20 protein-coding genes and 1 pseudogene are annotated in these 19659 nt (G+C 64.6%); 5 read left to right on the top strand and 16 right to left on the bottom strand.

What is annotated here, in order from left to right; translation table 11 throughout:
* From ACT53T_RS00015 to ACT53T_RS00025, 3 genes are all read left to right on the top strand, one after another.
* Positions 1 to 295, top strand: a 295-nt coding sequence (locus ACT53T_RS00015) for a DDE-type integrase/transposase/recombinase (RefSeq protein WP_476159331.1), incomplete at its 5' end; no start/stop codon positions are given.
* A 139-nt stretch (positions 296 to 434) separates the two neighbouring features.
* On the top strand, positions 435 to 953 hold the full coding sequence (locus tag ACT53T_RS00020; protein WP_476159333.1) for a phospholipase D-like domain-containing protein: 519 nt from the start codon (positions 435 to 437) through the stop codon (positions 951 to 953).
* Between the two features lie 588 nt (positions 954 to 1541).
* Positions 1542 to 2042: a hypothetical protein gene (locus tag ACT53T_RS00025; protein ID WP_476159388.1), complete on the top strand. Its 501-nt coding sequence runs from the start codon at positions 1542 to 1544 to the stop codon at positions 2040 to 2042.
* Between the two features lie 93 nt (positions 2043 to 2135).
* Here the strand turns inward: ACT53T_RS00025 and ACT53T_RS00030 are convergent.
* The 14 genes and pseudogenes from ACT53T_RS00030 to ACT53T_RS00095 form a co-directional block, all read right to left on the bottom strand.
* Positions 2136 to 2531, bottom strand: a pseudogene (locus ACT53T_RS00030) (glycosyltransferase family 2 protein); the annotation flags it as partial.
* Between the two features lie 121 nt (positions 2532 to 2652).
* A complete protein-coding gene (locus ACT53T_RS00035; RefSeq protein ID WP_476159335.1) occupies positions 2653 to 3027 on the bottom strand; it encodes a hypothetical protein in 375 nt (124 codons plus the stop codon).
* A gap of 52 nt (positions 3028 to 3079) precedes the next feature.
* On the bottom strand, positions 3080 to 3820 hold the full coding sequence (locus tag ACT53T_RS00040; protein WP_476159336.1) for a lytic transglycosylase domain-containing protein: 741 nt from the start codon (positions 3818 to 3820) through the stop codon (positions 3080 to 3082).
* A complete protein-coding gene (locus ACT53T_RS00045) occupies positions 3817 to 4191 on the bottom strand; it encodes a hypothetical protein (RefSeq protein WP_476159338.1) in 375 nt (124 codons plus the stop codon). Before ACT53T_RS00045 ends, ACT53T_RS00040 begins: the two co-directional genes overlap by 4 nt.
* 196 nt (positions 4192 to 4387) lie before the next feature.
* On the bottom strand, positions 4388 to 4846 hold the full coding sequence (locus ACT53T_RS00050; protein ID WP_476159339.1) for a hypothetical protein: 459 nt from the start codon (positions 4844 to 4846) through the stop codon (positions 4388 to 4390).
* Positions 4843 to 5394, bottom strand: coding sequence for a type II secretion system protein GspM (gspM, locus tag ACT53T_RS00055; RefSeq protein ID WP_476159341.1), 552 nt, complete (start codon positions 5392 to 5394; stop codon positions 4843 to 4845). Before gspM ends, ACT53T_RS00050 begins: the two co-directional genes overlap by 4 nt.
* 4 nt (positions 5395 to 5398) lie before the next feature.
* Complete coding sequence (locus tag ACT53T_RS00060) at positions 5399 to 6442, bottom strand: PilN domain-containing protein (protein WP_476159343.1); 1044 nt, start codon at positions 6440 to 6442, stop codon at positions 5399 to 5401.
* Positions 6443 to 6447: 5 nt separating this feature from the next.
* Positions 6448 to 7401: a type II secretion system minor pseudopilin gene (locus ACT53T_RS00065; protein WP_476159345.1), complete on the bottom strand. Its 954-nt coding sequence runs from the start codon at positions 7399 to 7401 to the stop codon at positions 6448 to 6450.
* Positions 7398 to 8159 carry a prepilin-type N-terminal cleavage/methylation domain-containing protein gene (locus ACT53T_RS00070; RefSeq protein ID WP_476159347.1) on the bottom strand — a complete coding sequence of 254 codons (762 nt, stop codon included), beginning with the start codon at positions 8157 to 8159 and terminating at the stop codon, positions 7398 to 7400. Before ACT53T_RS00070 ends, ACT53T_RS00065 begins: the two co-directional genes overlap by 4 nt.
* Before the next feature lie 6 nt (positions 8160 to 8165).
* Positions 8166 to 8603, bottom strand: coding sequence for a prepilin-type N-terminal cleavage/methylation domain-containing protein (locus ACT53T_RS00075; protein WP_476159349.1), 438 nt, complete (start codon positions 8601 to 8603; stop codon positions 8166 to 8168).
* Entirely contained in the window at positions 8593 to 9045 is a 453-nt protein-coding gene (locus ACT53T_RS00080; RefSeq protein ID WP_476159350.1) for a prepilin-type N-terminal cleavage/methylation domain-containing protein, read from the bottom strand. The genes ACT53T_RS00075 and ACT53T_RS00080 overlap by 11 nt, the downstream gene beginning before the upstream one ends.
* Positions 9023 to 9508, bottom strand: coding sequence for a type II secretion system major pseudopilin GspG (gene gspG / locus ACT53T_RS00085; protein ID WP_400768645.1), 486 nt, complete (start codon positions 9506 to 9508; stop codon positions 9023 to 9025). Before gspG ends, ACT53T_RS00080 begins: the two co-directional genes overlap by 23 nt.
* Entirely contained in the window at positions 9505 to 10710 is a 1206-nt protein-coding gene (locus ACT53T_RS00090) for a type II secretion system F family protein (protein ID WP_476159351.1), read from the bottom strand. The genes gspG and ACT53T_RS00090 overlap by 4 nt, the downstream gene beginning before the upstream one ends.
* Before the next feature lie 4 nt (positions 10711 to 10714).
* Positions 10715 to 12382: a GspE/PulE family protein gene (locus tag ACT53T_RS00095; RefSeq protein WP_476159353.1), complete on the bottom strand. Its 1668-nt coding sequence runs from the start codon at positions 12380 to 12382 to the stop codon at positions 10715 to 10717.
* 437 nt (positions 12383 to 12819) lie between these two features.
* On the opposite strand from ACT53T_RS00095, the gene gspD reads away from it, so the two are divergent.
* Both gspD and ACT53T_RS00105 read left to right on the top strand, forming a co-directional pair.
* On the top strand, positions 12820 to 14955 hold the full coding sequence (gspD, locus tag ACT53T_RS00100) for a type II secretion system secretin GspD (RefSeq protein ID WP_476159354.1): 2136 nt from the start codon (positions 12820 to 12822) through the stop codon (positions 14953 to 14955).
* Positions 14956 to 15159: 204 nt separating this feature from the next.
* The gene (locus tag ACT53T_RS00105; RefSeq protein ID WP_476159356.1) at positions 15160 to 15855 is read left to right on the top strand and encodes an RNA polymerase sigma factor; all 696 of its coding nucleotides are present in this window, start codon (positions 15160 to 15162) and stop codon (positions 15853 to 15855) included.
* A 251-nt stretch (positions 15856 to 16106) separates the two neighbouring features.
* Here the strand turns inward: ACT53T_RS00105 and ACT53T_RS00110 are convergent, their stop codons facing one another.
* Both ACT53T_RS00110 and ACT53T_RS00115 read right to left on the bottom strand, forming a co-directional pair.
* The gene (locus ACT53T_RS00110; protein WP_476159382.1) at positions 16107 to 17162 is read right to left on the bottom strand and encodes a tetratricopeptide repeat protein; all 1056 of its coding nucleotides are present in this window, start codon (positions 17160 to 17162) and stop codon (positions 16107 to 16109) included.
* A gap of 58 nt (positions 17163 to 17220) precedes the next feature.
* A complete protein-coding gene (locus tag ACT53T_RS00115; RefSeq protein ID WP_476159357.1) occupies positions 17221 to 19461 on the bottom strand; it encodes a tetratricopeptide repeat protein in 2241 nt (746 codons plus the stop codon).
* Positions 19462 to 19659: the final 198 nt, after the last annotated feature.

Genomic DNA, 19659 nt, shown 5'->3' on the forward strand with positions numbered 1-19659 from the left:
CGACAAGCTTGGTTCCTATGCCGTGGCGCGCCGGAAGATCATGCCGCGCGTCGAGCATCGATCGCACAAGGGTTTGAACAATCGCGCAGAAAACTCCCATGTCCCATTACGAAAGCGCGAGCGAGTGATGCAGGGGTTTCGATCGCGGGGAGGGCTGCAACATTTCGTCGACCTCTTCTCGGCAGTCCGCAATCTCTTCGTTCCATCCAGACCTTCCCGGCGTTCCGCCATTGCCATCCGTCTGCATCGCCTCAAGGCGGCGGCAGAGTGGAAGTCCGTGACGACGGCCGCTTGAAATCAGCCTGCGTGGCGTCAACGCGCCTGTATCGAGTTTATGTGACATCGCCGTCTCACCGTCACCATGTATCAAATCACCGCACCGCATATTTTCGACGCCGTGCGCTTTGGCGCCGGCGGGGCGCGACTTCGAGCTCGTGCTCCATTCTGTGCCCGAGGCGCCGCCCGCCTTCGCACGGCCGCCGCGCTATTTCGAGGCTTTGCGCCTCGACCGGGAGGTCTCGGCGCAGCCGCGACCAACGCCCGACAATTACGCCGAACATGCGCTCGAACTGATCCACTCGGTGCGCGAGAGCGTCAGATTCCAAAATCAATATATCAATTTTCGCGGAGCGAACGAGGATTTCGCCGAGTTCAAGCTGCTGGTCGGGGCTTTGAAGAGCAGGATCGACGCTGGCCTCGACGTGTGGATCATCTGCCGCGATCTCATCAAGCAGGTGAGCCTCGATATTCTGATCGCGCTCGGCTTTCCCAAGGAGGCGTTTCCCTTTCAGCTCGCCTGCCACAACAAGACGATCATCGTCGACGGCAAGCGCGTCATGTTCGGCGGCCATAATTGGTCGAACGATGGGGTGAAGACGAAGCGCGATACGAATCTCGTTTTCGACGATGAGGAGATCGCGAAATACCTCGCCGAAATTTACGATTACGACTGAGACAATCTGGCGCCCGCGCGTCGCACATAGCGGCGACCCGACGCCAGCCGGAATGCGGCGTGTTTCCTATTCCGCTGTGTATGATGATTGATCCCGGCGCTTCGCGCATAAGACGATCCGGCGTCGTTCGAGGAACGACACCGGATCACGAGCCTTCGCATCAGCCTCGTTCGCCGCTTCGCTCGACTTCGCGCAGCTTTCGTCGCGAGTCCGCATAATCCCTTTCGATAGGCGGACGTCGGCTCTTCATCGCGACCACTGACTGACCGACAGAAGTTTACCGGATATCGACGAAAGCAGCCGACGATGTGGGATCGGATATCAGAAATGCCACAGCTGATCGCCGATCTTCGTCATCGCCGTAAGGCTCATCGAGCGACCCGCCGTCAGGAAAAATTCGGCGAAAGGTAGTATCCAGGGTCTCGGCGCCCGTCTTTTCGCCTGGACTCGCCGCTTGCGCCTATGCTTCACGCTCGTCGACAAATGGTCGAACGCTTCGGAGCCGAGGCAAGCGCGAATTGAATCCGCCCGCGTCTCTAGTCGCTTTTCGATATAACGCGCGAGGCTCTCGAACTGCTGAAAATCTGGATGGTCCACATAGGATTTTTGCAAGCAAACGAGCGCGCCGACATAGCGACCCGCGGCGAGGCGCTCCGCGAGCTCGTCGGCATGGTCGATCAGCCGATCCACGACCGCGCGCCAGGCGAAATACTCGGCCCTGAAAGCCTTGAAGGGCGCCGCGCTATGAACTCCCCAGAGTTCCGCGTGACTCGCGAATCCGTTTCCGCCGTGAATTCGATAAATGGCGAGGGGCGCATCGATGAGCGCAGCGCCGTTCAGAAGCCGCACGCCTTTGTTCAAATATGTATCCCCGTGAAATCGAAGATCCATGAGAGGACCATGGCCGAAAAACAGTCTCAGGGCGTCTCGCCTGAAACAGTTCCCCGACCTCGGCGCATAGACCCAGTCCTCCGAACTGAACGGGTCCACGAAGCGCACGCGAGATTCGACATCGTCGAGTGGCGCGTGCTCGAATGGCCAGAGGTCGCCCGCGGCGACATCGATGCGACGCAGGCGTTCTTTGCGTAGTCCGCGCCCTGACGCGACGTAATCGCTGAGGGTGGTCCAGGACGATCTGACGATGCGACCATTGACCGACTGGAACATATCCGACGAGGTGAAACCAACCGCGACACGTAGCGAGAGATGAATGAAAACATGTGTCTCGACGAAGGTTGGAAGGAGCATATCGTCGGTGTCCAGAAAGACGACATATTCGCCGGAACTCGCCACGAGGCCTGTTCTGAACGCGGTGGTCTGGCCTGCATTATCCTTGTGCGATATGATACGAACATGCGGTTCATGGTGACGAATGCTCTCCAGGACGATATCGCTATCGTCGGTCGAGGCGTCGTCGACGATGATGCATTCGATGTGCGGATAGGTCTGGGCGAATACCGAATCCAACGCTTCGCGCAGGAAGCGGCCATAATTGTAATTGGTGATGATTATGCTGACCAACGGCAAGAAGCTTGCGAGCTCGCGGCCGGACGCAGGTGGGTTCGCAAGACGGCGCATTTTGTTGTCGTCATCTTCAATCCTCTGAAATTACGTGAAATTTTCTAGCATGACCGGCTCTACTCTTCAGATTGACCTAAGCGCCTGGATCGTGTCCCGCATCCATGCAAGCGCGACGACTTCACCGTCGCAAGATCGGCGATCCGGCGTTGGCCGTCGGCTCGCGATAAGGGACGGCCGAAATTCCAAAGTTACGCCCATATTGCTGGCGTATGGCCGGCAGATTGACAACGCCGGTCTTCAGGTCGGACGATCGAGCGTCAACGGGAGGAGCCTCGATGATCGGGCGCACGCGCTCGACGTCGCGTCTCAGCCGTCGATTGAGGCAGCCGAAAGCCAGGTCGCCGCCGATTTGAACGTCGACGCAGGTTCGAGCCTCAGCCATCGGCGACGCTGCGCCGCCGATGATGATTTCTCCGTTCGGCGTCGCGACGTCGTTCGCATGACATGGCGCGACGAGCGGCATCATCAGAATGGCGAGACCGAGACTCCTCATGCTTCGTCCCTTCGAACGATTAATATGCCGCCACGGCCGCCGACGAGAGGCCTCATCGCAACCGCACGGCATTTGCGTTCGCTTGAATGGCGATATGATCGAGGCGCGTGTTGATCGCGTCGAAATCGGGCTCCGCGCGGCGGGACGCCGCGAGACAGTTTCGACGACATTCGACGACAAGCGACGAGCGATGGCGAGACGGCGCAGCGTCGCCGAAGGTGGCGATCGGCACGATGCCGGCGACTGAATAGCCGCGTGCCATGAGCTTGGCGCGCACCGCGAGGCAATAATCGACGGAGCGATGCGAAAAGCGCGTCTCTCCATGGCCTGCGCGATATTTCATGACCGCCGTGCAGAGATCGCCGCCGGCGAGCCGCCACGCGCCCGCGAGATATCTCACGCCATAGCGAATATTGGTCTCGGGAACCGCGAGCCCCTCCATCCGACCTTCGAATCCCAGCGCTCGCGCCGTCGACGGCAGCACTTGCATGAGGCCGATCTCGCCGACTGAGCCAAGGGCGTTGGGATCATAGCCGCTCTCGACGGCCATGACAGCGTCGGCGATCTCGCCCGGCATTCCGGCGCGGCGCGCCTCGCTTTCGGCTAGCGCGCGATAGACGGCCGGCGAGCCCGGCCGCGCCGCCGCCGCTTCTGGCGCCTTCGCCGAGCTTCGGCCGCTCGTCTCTTCGGCGGCGAGCGGCGAGGCGATCGCGAGCGCGCCCAGCATCGCCGCGGCGAGCAGGCGAGCCGCGCGCGCCTCGGCCGCGCCCCGACTATGCGTCCCGCCGGTCAATTCTTCGCCTGCAGCGATAGCTTCAAATGCAGCGGCTGCGACATGTCGGCCGGCGGCGGCGCGCCCACCTCCTGTCGTGTCAAAAGCGCGCGCAACGCCTCCGCATCCGCCGGATCGAATCCCTCCAAATCGACGCGCTCGACCGTCCCATTCGGCAAAATCCAGAGACGCGCCACTATGGTCGACGGCGAGGCGTTCGGCTGCGAGCGCGCTTCCAGGGACATTCGCAGCCGGCGGGTCTGCTCGCTGTCCTGGCCGAGCCAGTCCTGAACCCGACGCCCGACGAGCAATGCGTAGTCCCGCCATGCGGCGGGAGCGCCGTCCGCCGAGTGATAGGCGGCGCTCTGCGCCGGCGCGGCTCCGTGGAGCAAAGCGCTCGTAGCGAGGATTCCGAGTCCGAGCCGTCTCGCGAGAGATTCCGTCAATCTATAGAGCGGCGATCGTCTGTGTTGCGACATTGCGACTCTCGTCGGCTCGTGAATAGGCCCGCAAGCGGGCGCGATCTATTCACGAGACGATGCGCGAGAGCCAAACCCGAAGCGTCACCATAAAAATTCTTTCGAAAATTTAGCGCTGCGCATTCTTGCGCGCGGTCGTCGTCGTGACGCGCCTCGTTTCGAACATGGCGAATGTCTTGCTGCGCTGATCCCGCCCAAAAATGATCCGCGTCGGCTCTATCCGCGTTATTTTCCAACCATTTATATCGTCACCGACGCGAGCGGCGCGAACCTTGTCCATCGGATTGGCCCGTATGAAAGCGCGCGTTCCTCGCGCATCGGTCAGCACGCCGAGCAGCACGACGGCGGGCGGCTCGGGCGGGGGCGGCGGCGGCTCGGCCTCGCGATGCGCCGTCGGGGTCGGCGGCGGCCGTCGGCTCGGCGAGAACAATGGGCGGTCGCGTGTCGCAGCGAAGCGCTCGAGCGGCTGGCGCGCCAGCGGATTGGCTTCGACGCGGGCCGGCGTCTCCTGCGCGGGGACATGCGAGGCGGCGAGAAGGGCGAGAGCGACGAGCGGCGAGCGTCTCATGACGCCGTCCGGCGCCAATGGGCGCGAAGGTTCAAGGCGACGCGCAGAAGCGGCTGCGAGCCGCCGCGTCGCGCCCCGTCCAGCGGCTGGAGCGAGAACGCCTCGACGAAGACATAAGGCGTCCCCGCCTCCAGCTCATAGAGCAGCGCCTGCAGCGCCGAGAGCTCCATGTCGAAGGTCGCCTGCAATTGGACGGCGTCGGCCGCCTCCTTGCCCATCGGCGGCGGGGCGTTGGACGAGGTCAGAGCGGCGTGCTGGGCCGCGACGAGGCGCGTGACATAGGCCTGCAATTGCGCGCCGGCGAGCGCCGCGGTCGGCGCCGCGAGAAACGCCGCCTCGGGCGCGACGGCCCGGTCTCCCGGGCCGCCGGCGCGCTTTTGCGCCGCTTCGAGCCGCGCCAGCGCGTCGCGACGCTGGGCGTTCTCCTCGGCCGCGCCGCCACGCCCACCGAGCGCGAACAGCGCCGCCCCCCCGCAGACGAGGACGAGCCCCGCCAGCGCGCCGAGCGCAGCGCCTTCTTCGCGATTTATCCGACGATCGAGCCGCATCGCATCATCCTCCCGCCGGAGTGAGGCGCGCCGCGACACGCGCCTCTATGCTGAAAGTGAAGAGCCTGCCGTCGGGGCCGCGCGTGGTCGGCGCAAAGAAGCGCACTTGCGACAGCGGCCCGGAGGCTTCGCATGCGGCGATCAGCGCAGGCGCGTCCTCTGCGAGGCCGATGAGCCGCAGCTTGTCGGCCTCGAACCGGAGCTCGGTCAGATAGGCGCCGTCCGGCAGGCCGCGCGACAGGGATTCGAGGAGGTGAACGACGGAGATCGATGTTTCCTTTCGCGCCCAGGCGCGCTGCTGCGGTGGGAGCGCCGCTATGATCCGCGGGTCCTCGCCGGCGCGCGCCTGCTTTTGCATCGTGCGCGCGCGCGCCGTCAGCGCTTCATTCTCGTCTTGCAGCGAGGCCGCGGAGATCGCAGCCCAGAGGCCGACGATGGCGCAGATCGCCACATAGGCGGCGACGCCGCCGCCTATGGCGAGGCGCAGACGCCCCCTTCCCTGCGCCGCCTGCCGCATATTGCGGGACCACAGGACCACGGAAGCCTCGCCACCCTGCGTCGTGACGACCCTGTCGACCGTGAGGCCGCGAGCGGCGAGCTCCGCGCAGGCCGCGTCGACCTCGTTGCGCGAGACGATAGAGACGCGCACGTCGAGGCTGCCCGTCTGCGCGCTGGGCGCGGCGGCGAGCCCATAGACGATCTCCGCGACCGGCCAGGGCGACAGGCGATCGAGCCGATTGTCGACGACGCCGCTCATGAACTCCCGCGCCTTTTCCGGCAGCGTGATGCGGCGCGTCACGATGCGCTCCTGCGGCCATTCGAGCAGCACGATCTCTCTGCGCGCACGGCGTCGGATCTCCTCGGGAAAGACCCCCGCCTCTGCGGGCACGAACACCGGCGCGTCGGGATCCGCGCCGGAGCGAAGGCGAAAGCCGCCGGTCTCTCGGGAAACGAGAAGGGCCCCGCGACCGCGCCAAATCTCGTGCAGACGTTCGGCGAGCTGCGCCAGCACGTCGATCCAATGAATGAGGAAATCTGCGCCGAACATGAATTTCACTCGAAAAATCGGCGTTCGCCAGCGTCGATCGGCGTCGGCTTCTGCTCGAAGAAGAGCACACGATAAGGCTGTCGATCCTTCGGCAATATGACAATGACCGCTTCCGCCGCCGCCGCATATCCATCCGCGAGGGCGACCGTGATCCGCAGCCGCGCCACCGAATGGGTCGCGAGCTTGGCGTAGCGGGCGGCCGACCCGAGAATTTGCTCTATCCGCGCCGGCTCGATCGGAGCGGCGCTCCGCGCTTCGAGCAGCTGCTCGACTTTGGCCTCGGTCATCTCGGGCAAGGCGCGCAGGATCTGCGGCGGCGCCGTCGCGACGTTCACCGTCTCGGCGCCGAAGACGGTCACATAGGGAGCGACGAGGCCCACATAGGCCGAGGTCACGGCGGGAACCTGGGCCAATTGATCGACATTGGTGAAGACCTGCTCCAAATCCCCCTTTTCCGGCGGCTTCTCGTCCGGCTGCGACTTCGCCGCGCTGGGGTTTTCGCCTTGCTGTGGCGGCGGTTCGGCGGTCTCTTTCTGAGCCGCCGTCTTCACCTGACCGTCGCGCCACAGCACGATGGCGCGAGCGACCTCATTGGCGTTGGGCGCGCCGACCTCGGCGAAGAGCGACGCGAAAACCTCCACCGGAGCCTTGTTGATGTCGATCCTGCCGAGCTCGTCGCCGAGCCGCACGCGCGCGGCGCCCGTCGAAAGGGAAATGCGCGTCTCCACCGGCCTCAGCGGCCGCCCATGATATTTGGCGAGAATATCCGCCCCGGCTTCCAGCCCCGCGGTGAACAGCGCCTCCGCCTGCACGCGATCTCTATCGACGGCGAGAACGCCGGCGAAACCGCGCAACCCCGCCCCCGCCGCCATGGCGAGGGTCGAAAGCAGCGCGATCGTCCACAGCACGGCGACGAGCACCACGCCACGGCGCGGATCGAGGCGGGAGCCGCTTCTCATGTCGGTTCCTTCGGCCGTTCTGAAGCTTTGTTCTCGCTCGGCGCAGCGGTTTTGCCTGGCAGGCAGTCGCCCCCCTCGCGCGTGCAGGCCGCGGGCGCGTCGGCCCATAAAATGAATTGCGCGCCGGGGGCGAGATCGGCGCCGGTCGCCGGGTCGGTGAGACGCAAGCGCACGGCGCGCGGCAATTCGATCTCATCCTTCCATCTGTCGGTCCAGGCGAGCGCGCCGCCCGCATCCATGCGCGCGAAGTCGAATGAAATGTCGTATCGGCCTTCGAGTAGCGCCACTGCGTCTCCCGCCGCCTCGGCGCGAAGGCCGGCGCGCGGCCCGAGCCAGACAGAGCGCCGGCGCACCAGTCGCGTCACGCCGTCGCGCAGCGGCTCGACCTCGAGAGTCAGCGCTTCCTCCGGCGCCGCGCGGGCGCCGACGGCGCTCCCGGTGACGAAGACAATGCGCCCCGGCCCGCCCTCGAAAGCGACCGGCGCCGCCCTTTTTTCCTTACCCTTCGGCTTTTCACTGCTCCCTGAGACGAAGCGCGCGGCGCCGAAATCGCGCGACAGACGATCCATCGCCAGCGCGAAACGTTCCGCCTCATTCACGCCGAGCGCCCCACGATCGAAATAGAGCGCCACATGATGGACGAGCGCCGCCGCTCCGAAGATGATGGCGGCGGCGACGGCGAGCGCGGCCAACGTCTCCACGAGGGTGAAGCCGGCGCGACGCCCTCTTTCGCCAAGTGAGCGGCTTCTGGCCATCATGCGCTCCTAGCGCTCTTTCGCGAGACGGATCGTCTCGGCGGCGATCGACTGGCCCTCGCCCCAGGAGACGCGCGCCTCGACCCGATAGGCCGCCCATTGTGGCGCGTCACCCTCCTCCTTTTCCTTCGCTTTCTCGTCCATTCCAGGAGGCGGATCGTCGAAGACGGGCGTGTCGAGAAAGATCGGCTTTGCGGCGATCCGCCAATGAAAGCCACCCGTCTCACCCTCCTGCGTTTTTGCGCCGCCCTCGCGGTCGAAAGGCGCCTCGATGAGCGAGCGCAAGAGGAGCGCCGCATTCACCCGCCCCTTGCCGCTCGCCAGAATGCGTCGCCCTTGAAAAAGATGCGGGCCGAGCGCGCCGGCGAAGGCGACGAGCACAGCGAGTGCGACCAGCGCCTCGATGAGCGTGAAGCCCGCGCGCGGGCGCTTCGCGTCACGGCGCATGGATCGACACGCCTCCGGTGAACCAATCGATGCGCACCTCATAGCGCACGCTTTCCCGCTCGAAGGCGAGCGCCGCACCGGTCGACGCGCCATCCGGCTCGAAGCGAACCACCGGCCGCAACGAGCCCGCGCCGCCGTCGACGCCGAGCAGCGCCACTGCGACATCGGCGGGAACGCGCACCGAGCCGCCGCTCTCGCCCAGCAACGCGCGCTTCTCGCCGTCCAGCGCCACATGACGGGGCTTGCCGCTCATCATCGCGCCGAGCCGCTCGCGCCTCAGCAGCGCCGCCACGTCGATCGCCAGCGCCTTCAGCCGCGCCCGGCCAGACCCCGGCGCCAGCGTCACGGCGAGAGCCGAAATCAGGGCGATGATCATCATGACCGCCATCATCTCGATCAGCGTGAAACCGGCCCGCCGCTCAACGGTCCGCATTGGCGACATTGGGATGTTCAATGTTCGAAATATCGGCCGCGGTTCCCACGCCGCCCTCCTGGCCGTCAGAGCCGAGGGACATGATTTCGTAAGGCGGAATGTGGTCGACTGGGAAACGATATTGATAGGGTTTGCCCCAGGGATCATTGGGAACGCGCCCGCCTTTCACATAAGGCCCGCTCCACACGTCGACGTCGCTCGGACGCTGGACGAGAGCGGCGAGCCCTTCGGAAGCCGAAGGATAGCGGCCGGCGTCGATATAGAAGAGATCGAGCGCGGAGGCGAAGCTCTCGATCTGAAGCTTTGCTGTCTTGACCCGCGACTCGCCGAGATAATTCAGCACGCGCGGACCCACGAGCCCGAGAATGAGGCTGATGATCGTCAGCACGACGAGCATCTCGACGAGAGTATAGCCGGGGCTTGCAGCGCGAAGCAGGCGTTCCGCGCGCTCAGGAGGACACATTCTCTTCATAGGGCGAGCTCCGTTATGCTGAGAAGCGCGCTCATGATGGAAACGACGAGCGCGCCGACGATGACGCTGACGAAAATAATGGCGATCGGCCCGATCGCTCCCATGAGACGGTCGAGGCCGAGGTTCAGCCTGTGCTCGTAGAACTGCGCCGCATGCGCGGCGATCGAGGCGAGATCGCCCGTCTCCTCGCCGACGCGCAACATTCGGACGGCGAGCGAAGGCAGCAAGTCCGTCTCGGCGAGCGCCTCCGCGAAGCGCCGACCACTGCGCACCTGCGCGAGCACTTTGTCGATCGCGGCGATGGCCCCCGGATCCGCGACGATATCGCGCAGGATTTTCAACGCGGTCGGCAGCGGGACGCCATTGCCGACGAGAAGACCGAGAGCGCTGACGAGGCGCGTCGTGCGTGCGTCTCGCATCGGCCCGGCGACGCCCGGCGCTCTCGCAAGCACCGCGATCGACCGGACGCGCGCTTCTTTTCGGCTGAAGATCAGCCAGACAAGAAAGGCCGAGGCCGCGCAGCCGGCGAGGAATGAATAGAGATTGGCGTGCAGCCACGCCGAAGCCGCCAGCACAAAGGCGGCGCCGCCGTTGAGACGATCGCCGATGTCTTTGAAGACAGGCTCGAATTGCGGCACGACATACACCAGGAAAAAAAACAGGATGAGAATAGCCGAGCCGATGAGAAACAAAGGATAGCGAATGGCGGAATTGATCCGTTCGCCGAGCAGCTCCTTGCGGGCGCGATCCTCGACGATGGCGCGCAGCACGGGCTCCAGCCGGCCCGACGCCTCACCCGCCCGCACCATGGCGACATAAGCCGGCTCGATGATCGCCGGATGACGCTCGAGCGCCTCGGCGAAACTATCGCCCGCGGAAATCGTCGCGCGAAGCGCCTCGGCGAAACGCATCATCGGCTTGCTCGCATCCTCCGCCAGCGTTTGCAGCCCCGCTTCCAAAGTCAGGCGAGAGCCGATCAGCAGCGCCAATTGCCGAAGGAAGATCGTGACGTCGCGCGGCGGCGGCGGCTGGACGCCCCCCGAAAGCGAAGTGAGCCGCCCTTTGGCCGCGAGCTCCGCCTCTATGGGCATATGGCCGAGATATTCGATGCGACGAAGCACTTCCTCGCGAGTCGGGGCCTCGACTTCGCCCGAGACCACCTCTCCGGCCGACGTCACTGCGCGATAGCGAAACTGCGGCATAGGCTCACATGCTCATGGTGACGCGGAAGACTTCGTCGATGGTGGTGAGACCGGCGCGGCATTTGGCGACGCCATCTTGCGCCATGGACGTCATGCCTTCGCCGCGCGCGACGGTCTCGAGCTCGCTCGCATCGGTCTTGGGTCCGATCGCCGCGCGTAGCGTGGGGGAGGCCTCGATGACCTCGAACACGCCGCGACGGCCGCGGAAGCCGGTGTAATTGCACCATTCGCAACCTTTAGGACGGTACAGCGTCTCGCCTTCCACGAAGCCGAGCGAAGCATAGCGCGCGTCCTCCGCAATATCCTGCGCCGTCAAGAGATGCGGCTGCTTGCAATCTGGACAGAGGATCCGCACGAGGCGCTGGCCGATGATCGCACGAACGCTCGAGGCGAGCAGAAAGCTCTCGACGCCCATGTCGATGAGACGGGTGATCGCGCCCGCCGCCGTATTGGTATGCAGCGTCGTGAGCACGAGATGGCCGGTGAGCGCGGCGTGGACGCCGATATGCGCCGTCTCGGCGTCGCGCATCTCGCCGACCATGATAACGTCCGGGTCCTGGCGCAGAAAGGCGCGCAGCGCCATCGCGAAGGTCAACCCGATACCGGGGTGGACCTGCGTCTGATTGACGCCGGGAACCTGATATTCGACCGGATCCTCGATCGTCAGAATTTTCCGCGTCGGCTCGTTGATCTCGGCGAGCGAGGCGGCGAGCGTCGTCGTCTTGCCGGAGCCGGTCGGCCCGGTCACGATGATCATGCCGAATGGCGCCTGGAGATTTCGCTTCAATATATCGCCGTCGCGCTGCGACAAGCCGATCTGATCGAGCGCGACGACGCCCGAGCCCTTGCGTAGCAGACGGATGACCGCGCCCTCTCCGTAGAGGGTCGGCATCGTCGCGACGCGCAGATCGATCTCGGCGCCGGCGACGACGATGCGCGCCCGCCCGTCTTGCGGCAGGCGCCGCTCCGTGATGTTGAGCCCCGCCATGATCTTGAGGCGAGAGAGCAGCCCCTTGGCCATGCTCATCGGCGGCGCCTGCGTCGCTTTCAAGAGGCCGTCGATGCGCAATCGCGCCTGCAATGTTCCGGCGAAGGGCTCGATATGCAAATCCGTCGCGCGCTGCTCTACAGCGAGTCGCAGCAGATCGTCGAGAGCGCGCACGACGGGCGCGCCGCGCGCGAGATCGCGCAGATCGTCGAGATCGTCCGAGCCAGCGCCCGCCTCGGCGGTCTCCGTCGCGGGCGCCGCCTGCTCTCGGCTGCAGGCCGCGGCGAGAGCCGCGTCGATCTCGTCGGCGGTCGCCACGGCGATCTTCGCCTTGCTCTCCAACGCGGTCTCGATGGCGAGCAGCGTCTCCATATCCACCGGCGCAGCGATGGCCAGCATCAGACCATCATCATCGTCCGCGAAGGGAAAGAGACGACCTTCCCTCAAGAAGCGGTGCGAGAGGCGCCCGCCCGCAAAGTCGTCGGCCGCGAGCTCGCCGCGCTTGATACGCGCGCAGGCGTAGAACTCCGCGAGCTCGTCAGCGAAATCGGAGGGCGTCAAACGGGTGAGGCTCGTCCAGTCGATCTCGCCGGTCATGTCGCGACCACGCGCGCTTTCGAGCGCCTCGGCCTCGCGCACGACGCCCTTTCGGGAAAGATGCTCGAAAAATGCAATTTGAGACATGAAAGACCGCCGAAGTAAGGGCATCGAGCAATCCTCTCGAGTAGAGCCGCCAGTTTTGACGTCGTAATGACGGCCGCGCGATCAGACGCCAGACTCCGGCCACGGTTTCGTTGCCCCTCTGTCACACAAGCATGCGATGCCACTGCGACGTCAGCGAAAGCGCAAGTTTATTGGTCGTCGAATTTATCGATCGGAGTCGCGTTGTGTTTTGTCGTACCAAGCGCCGGCGCGCCGGTTCATTCTCTTCCGCAGCCCGGCGCTGGCTGGTCGCAGCGGCTCTGATGATGTCGCAGGGCCTGCTGCAATCTTGCTCATCGTCCGAACAATTGGCCGGCGTCGGCCCGGGCGACAGCGTCGACTCCGTCCGACTCGCCGATTTGACCGCGCGCTTTCCGCTTCTCGCCGATCACAGTCGCCGACAATCACAAAATCCACCGATGCTCTTTCCAGCTCGACAGGGAACGCCCAAGGCCTCCGAGCCGACGGCATTCGCTTCGCCGGCCTCCGGCGCGACCGAACGCGGCGACGGCGTCGAGATCAACTTCGATCAGGCCGATGTCCAGACTGTCGCAAAGGCTCTGCTCGGCGACGCCTTGGGACTGAATTTCGTCGTCGATGCGCGCATCACGACGCCGATAACGCTGTTCGCGACGGCCCCGATCGCGCGCAAGGACGTTCTGCCGGCATTGGAGAGCGCTCTGCGAATGTCCAATGCGGCGCTCGTGCGCGACCATGACGTCATCCGCATCCTACCGATCAACGACGCCAATGGCTCGGGCCCGGTCACATTCGGCGTGGATCAGCCGGGATTTGGCGTCGCCATCGTCCCGCTGCGCTATACGTCCGCAGCCGCGGTGGTAAAGGCGGCCGAAAATTTCGTGAGCCGCCCCAACATGATCCGCGCCGATGCGGCCCGCAATTTCATTCTGGTGCAAGGCCCGACGAACGAGCGGCAGGTTGTGCTGAATATGATCGCCGGCCTCGACGTCGAGTGGATGCGCAACCAATCCGTCGGCGTCTATCCTCTGAAATCGACGTCGCCGGCGACGCTCGTCCGCGAGCTCGAGCAGATTTTCGAGACGGGGGAAGGCGCGCAAGGCGCCGGCGTGGTGAAATTCCAGCCCATCTCGCGCATGAACGCCGTTATGGCGATGACGCAGAGTCCGCGAATGCTGGAGCGCGTGACGCTATGGGTGCGGCGCCTCGATCGTTCGGACATGACGGGCACGACAGTGCGCATCTATCGTCTCGAAAATGGCAACGCCACCAAAATCGCCAAAATTCTCAACGAGATTTTCGTTGGCAAGGGCGCCGGGTCGACGACGAGCGATTCCGCGACCAGCCAGATCGCGCCAGGCGCGAGCGCGGCTCAATCCAAGCTCGACTCCGTGTCCTCCGGCAGCGCTTTCGGCAACAGCAACAACTCCAACAGCTCCAACGCGCGCCAAGCCACCGGCGCAGGCGCCGGCCAGGGCGGCGGCCAGATCGCCGCCTCCTTCGAGAATTTTAACGAGAAGAAGGAGGCTGACGCGGAGACCAAAAGCGACGCTTCCTCGCCCGGCAGCCTGCCCCGCGGCGTCTTTCAAAATGTGCGCATCACGGCCGACAGCAGCAATAATTCGATTATCGTCTACTCCAACCAGGACGACTATCGTGTCATCGAACGCTCGCTGCGCGAACTCGACAGGCCACAAATGCAGGTGGCCATTGAGGCGACGGTCGCCGAAGTCTCGCTGACGGACCAGCTGCAATATGGCGTACAATATTATCTCGGCAACGCCACCAGAGCCAATGCATCGCAAGCCAATGCGTCCGCCACCTCGACATCGACGTCGAACTCGTCGTCGTCCGACACGACGTCCAGCTCCTCCACCGCGAGCGCAGTGTCGAACCTCGTCCTCCAGCGAGTCCTTCCCGGCTTCAATCTGGTGCTCGGTCCGGAGACTCGACCTCACCTCATTTTGAATGCGCTTTCGACGCTCACCAGCGTCAAGGTTCTGTCGGCGCCTTCGCTCGTCGTCGCGGACAATCAACCAGCGCTTCTCCAGGTGGGCCAGGAAATCCCGATTTCGACCGGCACGGCGAATATCCTCACGAACGCCAACACCGTCGTCAATTCCTATCAGATGCGCGACACCGGCGTGATCTTGAAAGTCTGGCCACATGTCCACGGCAATGGGACGATTCAGCTCGAAGTCGAACAAGAGATTTCCAATGCGACGAGCGCGAGCCTGACGCCGACCATCTCTCAACGGCGCGTGCATTCGACCATTTCGGTGACGAGCGGCCAGACGGTGATGCTCGGAGGCATGATCAGCGAGCAGGATAACAGCACATTGGACGGCCTCCCGATTCTCCGCCGCATCACCTATCTCGGCGATCTGTTCGGCAACACCGACAAATCCAAGAGCCGGCAGGAAATCATCGTTTTCGTCAAGCCTCAGATCATTCGCAACGGCTTCGACGCGCAAGGCGTCTCGGAGGAATTCCGCTCACGGCTCGAGTCGATGCGCAGCGTGGCGGCCGTCACGCCCGCCTCCGAGCCGTCGCTCATGCGCCGCGTCCGAAAATGAACGCCGCCTTCCGTCCGACCGAGGCGCCCCCCGAGCCGGACGCGTCACCGTCGGATCGATGGTGGCCACATTCTCGCGAACGAAACTCCATCAAATCGGCAAAAATCGCGCGCCTGTCATTGCCGGGTCATCCGCTCGACCTATCCGCATGCGCATATTCGAGACGTCGAGGCTTGCAGCCACGATGGAAGCGGAGCGTGTTCGATGACGATCGAAACCAGCCGCGCGACTTTGATCAATTTGCTGCTCACGGGATATGAAGATCTCAAGCGGCGCCTATCGCGTCGACTAGGCTCCACGGATATGGCCGCGGACGCGCTGCAGGACACGTTCTTGCGGCTGCATTCGACCGTCGAGATCGGCCCGATCAAGCGTCCGAAAGCCTATATTCTCCGTATCGCCACGCGGCTCGCCTCGGATCGGCGGAGAGGCGAATTGCTCGGCGGCGCGCCAGAAACCGAATTATTCCTGGATATTGTCGACGACGCGCCGGATCCGGAGCGCATCGTCGAGGCGCGTTCCGAAATCGAGGCGCTGAAACGCAGCATGATGGAAATGCCGCAGCGGCGACGCGACATATTGCTCGCTGTCTCCATCGACGAAGTCCCTTCCTCCGCTCTCGCAAAGCGCTTCGGTGTGACGAAGCGCACGATTCAAGCGGAATTGAAGCTGGCGCTGATCCATTGCGCGAAGCAGCTCGATCGCGACATCGGCATACGCATGCCGGCGCGACGAAGCCGGATTTCCCCCGGTTTTTCCGGTGACGTAAATGGGAACGCAGAAGAGGCGAGAGGCCCCGACGACGGGGACGCTTCGAACACGAGCGACTTTCGCCCTGAAGACAGCGATTCTTGCCCCCAAGACACATGTCTCCAAGACACCCGCCCCAAAGACACATGAGCGCGAGCCGAGCGGCGGCGTTTCGCTCGTCGGTCGATCGTTCTCGCGCCGCTCCCGGTTCTCGCATAGATGAGAGAGAAAACCCGCGCGCGTCTTTTGCACGGCCTTCGTCCGATTTTCGAGCAGATGCGCGATCTCGAGGACAAGAGCGGCCTCGAGCGGACATGCGCCTGCGAGGACGCCGGCCCATTCCGCTTTCTCAATTTGGCGCTGCCCGAGTCGTCGCGCGTCTGCCGACGCCGAGCGCCAACCTATGACGCCTGCGCCAAGGCGGCAGCGTGTCGTAGAGCGATTTTCGCACGATCGCGCATTCCCATGGCTTCGAGCGCCGCGCCGAGCGCCGCATAGAATTCGGCCGATCGATTCTGATCGAGGAGAATGGCGTGGTGAAAATGCGGGATCGATTCTTTCGCTGCGCCCGTTCTTTGCAGGGCCATCGCATAGGCGGCGCGCGCGGAGGCGTTCTGCGGCTCCAACGCGATCGCGGTCTCGAATTGCGCGCGCGCCTCCTGCTCCCGGCCAGCGGCGACGTAGGTCTCGGCGAGCGCGAGACGCGCGGGGACGAGATTCGGATCTGCCGTGATCGCCTGCTCGAGCAGCTCCTCGGATCGGCGCAGATCGCCCGAAACACGGTGGAGCGCGCCGAGATTGCAGAGAGCGAAGGCATGCGTCGGCGCGCGCTTCAGGACACGCTCGAAAATTGCTGCGGCGCGCGCGAGATCGCCATCGCTCTGGCGCCGCGTTCCCTCTGCGAAGAGCGCGTCGCAGAGGATCGCCTCGTCCTCGGACGACAGATCTTCAATCTCGCGCCTCTCTCCTGTCTCCGCCTCGATGGCCGCGGCGCGGGTCGAAGCCTCCGCATGATCGGGCGAGAGCGCCAACGCGTCGGCGAGATTCTCCTTCGCGCGATCGACGAAGCCCAAACGGTGGAAGGCCGAGGCGAGCGCGACATGCCAATCGGGATTGCGCGCCTCGAGCGCGAGCGCCGCCGCGAAAGCCGCGGCCGCAGCGACCGGCCGATCGTCGAGCAACAGCATGCCGAGCTGCGCATGCGCCTCCGCATTGCGCGGATTGGCCTCGAGAGCCGCTTTGAAGAAGAGCTGCGCCGCCGACTTCTCCATGAGTCTGGCCGCGATCACGCCGCGCAGATGGGCCGTCACCTCGCGGGTGCTCGGCTCTTCGCCCAATGTCGCGAGAAGCACCTCGGCGCTCTCCAGCCTGCCCTCCGCGATCATATTGACGGCGCGATCGAGAATGGCGCGGATATAGTCTGGATGCCGCGCGCCGGGAATGTTCTGCTGCGTCATATCGTTCACCCGAATACAATTCGATTGCATCGAAAAAGCGGATTCGCCACGACCACGCTCATGCGGCCGCTCCCGCGCCGGCGGCGTCGTGCGCGCGGCGCTGATCGCACCATTGCGTCCAGAGACGAGACAATTCGTTCGAGAGATTCTGTCCGAAGCGGAGCTGATCGTTCAACGGCGAGGCCGCGACCTTGTCGCGCAGGCCGGCGCGCAAGGCCGCGAGATCCTGAGGCCGTTTCGCCCAATCGACGGCGAGCGCCACATAATCGTCGATCGAATATGTGCAGAATTCCGCGAGGCCCGCAGCCGAAAGATGCGTCGCCGAATGCCGGCCGGCGAATGTGTCGCCGACGAAAGTGACCGTCGGAACGCCCATCCACATGGCTTCGAGCGTCGTGACGCCGCCGGAATAGGGAAAGGGATCGAGCGCCAAGTCGACCCTGTTTGCGTAGGCGTCGAGCAATATGGACTGGTCGGCGCCGCCGACGAGCTCGACATGCTCGCGCGACAGGCCGCCCTTCTCGAGGACATCGTAGAGCGCCTTCTGCGTGGCGCTCTCGTTCAGACCGCCATAGACCATGAGGATGCGCGCGCCGGGAAGCTGCTCGATGATGCGCGCCCAGGCGCGGCCGACCTCCGAATTGATCTTCGCCGGACGATTGAAGCAACCGAAAGTGATCGAGCTCTTTTCGAGCGCCGGAAGCGGCGCCACATCCGGCGCATGGGCCGGCGGATGATAGCAGACGTAGCAGTCGGGCAGGCGGATCACCGGCTCGGCGTAGAATTCGTCGTCCTGCGGCGGAATCTCGACCGGGTCGGCGATGACGCCGTCATAGGTGTCGAGACCGATGGTGCCGACATAGCCGGCCCAGCTCAATTGAATCGGCGCGGCACGCAGCGCGAAGACGGAGAGGCGATTGCCGGCCGTGTGTCCTGCGAGATCGAAGAGAATGTCGATTTTGTGCTCCTCGACCAGCGCGGCAAGTGCCGCATCGTCGAGATCGGAGACGTCGCGCCAGAATTTTCCGGCGGCCTTGAAGCGCTCGCTGAAATCGTCGTCCTCGCGTTTCCTGTCGGTCTTGTAGCAGAAAATCTCATAGCCGAGGGCCGCGAGCTGCTCGAAGGCGCGCAGCGTCAGGAAGGCCGCCGCATGGCGGTGCATGTCGGCGGAGACGAGGCCGAGACGGGGCTTGCGCGTCGGATCGGGATCATTGGAAAAGCCGAGCTTGTCGCGCGGCGCCGTCGGGCGGTAGAGCGCCGCCCATCTCTTATGCGCATCGAGCAGGTCCTGCTTGGTGACGCCCGGATAATGCTGCAGGGCGAATAGCAGCGTGCCGGCGATTTGAGCGCTCTCCGGCTTGAGCTCGCCGGCCCGCCGATAGGCGGCGACCGCCTCGTCGATGCGCCCCTGTCCGAGCAGGCCGAAGCCGCGGCCGACATAGGGCTCGGCTTGCAGAGGATCGAGCTCGATGGCGCGATCGACATATCGGAGACCGGCCTCGAAGAAACGGTGATTGATGAGGAAATTGCCGTAGACATATTGCGGCAGCGCGATATCCGGCGCCACTTTCGCCGCCATCTCGAACAGGCGGGCAGCCTGCTGCTCTCGCGCATTCGCGCCGAGGCTCATGCCGAGATCGAGCAGCGCGCGATGGTTCTTGCTGTCCAGCGCGGCGGCCGCTTGCAGATCGTCGACGGCCTTGTCATGTTCGCCCTCCATGGTGAGGGCGAGGCCGCGCATGCGATAGGCGTCCGCATAGGCGCCGTCGAGCGTCAACGCCTTGTCGAACGCGCCGATCGACTCCTTGGCGCGACGCTCCGTCAGCAGCGCGAGGCCGAGGCTGAATTGCGCCAGCGGCAGATTGGGCATGCGCGCGAGCCCCCTCTGCAGAAAGGAAACGCCCAGCCCGGGACGCCCCGTCCGCGCGAAGCAGGTGCCGATCTCGGTCAAGGAGGGCGCGTGTTCCGGCGTCACCTCCAATTCGAGCCGAAAGGCCCCGATCGCCTCGTCGAAGCGATCATGACGGCACAGAGCGACGCCATGCACATAGTGATAGTTCGGCTGATCGGGCGCGCAGCGCGCGGCCTCCTCGAAAAAGCGCAAAGCCTCGCGCCAGCGATCGGCGCGCGCATGCTCGACCCCGCGCGCATACTGCTTTTGCGCGCGCGCGAGCTGCGCGGGCGGCGTCGACGGGACAGGTCCGGCGACGGCGGCAGGCGCGACGGGACGAAAATCCGCGAGCTGCGCCCGCGCGCGCGCGTGGGCCAGCGGCTGAAAAAAGCCTGGAGTTTCGGCCATTTCGCAGACCTCATAGAGCAATCGATCGAATGATCGGCGAAATATAGAGAGGCCGCGCGCGCGCCGCGACTCCTTTTTCTGACAAAATTCGCAAAATATTTTCTTCGCGATCGACGGGTTTTCACTGTCTATAGTTATAAGGCGGCGTGATGACGACGAGTGGCGCGGAGCGGGAGCAAGATAGCCCGACTCTATTCG

Source organism: Methylosinus sp. DMC45, assembly GCF_056313885.1.

Coding starts and splice junctions, on each gene's coding strand:
- ACT53T_RS00105 (WP_476159356.1), top strand. CDS start 15,160: ATGACGATCGAAACCAGCCGCGCGACTTTGATCAATTTGCTGCTCACG.
- ACT53T_RS00060 (WP_476159343.1), bottom strand. CDS start 6,442: ATGTTCGGCGCAGATTTCCTCATTCATTGGATCGACGTGCTGGCGCAG.
- ACT53T_RS00025 (WP_476159388.1), top strand. CDS start 1,542: ATGGTCCACATAGGATTTTTGCAAGCAAACGAGCGCGCCGACATAGCG.
- ACT53T_RS00075 (WP_476159349.1), bottom strand. CDS start 8,603: ATGCGCCGTGACGCGAAGCGCCCGCGCGCGGGCTTCACGCTCATCGAG.
- ACT53T_RS00065 (WP_476159345.1), bottom strand. CDS start 7,401: ATGAGAAGCGGCTCCCGCCTCGATCCGCGCCGTGGCGTGGTGCTCGTC.
- ACT53T_RS00115 (WP_476159357.1), bottom strand. CDS start 19,461: ATGGCCGAAACTCCAGGCTTTTTTCAGCCGCTGGCCCACGCGCGCGCG.
- ACT53T_RS00035 (WP_476159335.1), bottom strand. CDS start 3,027: ATGAGGAGTCTCGGTCTCGCCATTCTGATGATGCCGCTCGTCGCGCCA.
- ACT53T_RS00080 (WP_476159350.1), bottom strand. CDS start 9,045: ATGTCGCCAATGCGGACCGTTGAGCGGCGGGCCGGTTTCACGCTGATC.
- ACT53T_RS00095 (WP_476159353.1), bottom strand. CDS start 12,382: ATGTCTCAAATTGCATTTTTCGAGCATCTTTCCCGAAAGGGCGTCGTG.
- ACT53T_RS00090 (WP_476159351.1), bottom strand. CDS start 10,710: ATGCCGCAGTTTCGCTATCGCGCAGTGACGTCGGCCGGAGAGGTGGTC.
- ACT53T_RS00070 (WP_476159347.1), bottom strand. CDS start 8,159: ATGATGGCCAGAAGCCGCTCACTTGGCGAAAGAGGGCGTCGCGCCGGC.
- ACT53T_RS00050 (WP_476159339.1), bottom strand. CDS start 4,846: ATGAGACGCTCGCCGCTCGTCGCTCTCGCCCTTCTCGCCGCCTCGCAT.
- gspM (WP_476159341.1), bottom strand. CDS start 5,394: ATGCGGCTCGATCGTCGGATAAATCGCGAAGAAGGCGCTGCGCTCGGC.
- ACT53T_RS00110 (WP_476159382.1), bottom strand. CDS start 17,162: ATGACGCAGCAGAACATTCCCGGCGCGCGGCATCCAGACTATATCCGC.
- gspD (WP_476159354.1), top strand. CDS start 12,820: ATGCTCTTTCCAGCTCGACAGGGAACGCCCAAGGCCTCCGAGCCGACG.
- gspG (WP_400768645.1), bottom strand. CDS start 9,508: ATGAAGAGAATGTGTCCTCCTGAGCGCGCGGAACGCCTGCTTCGCGCT.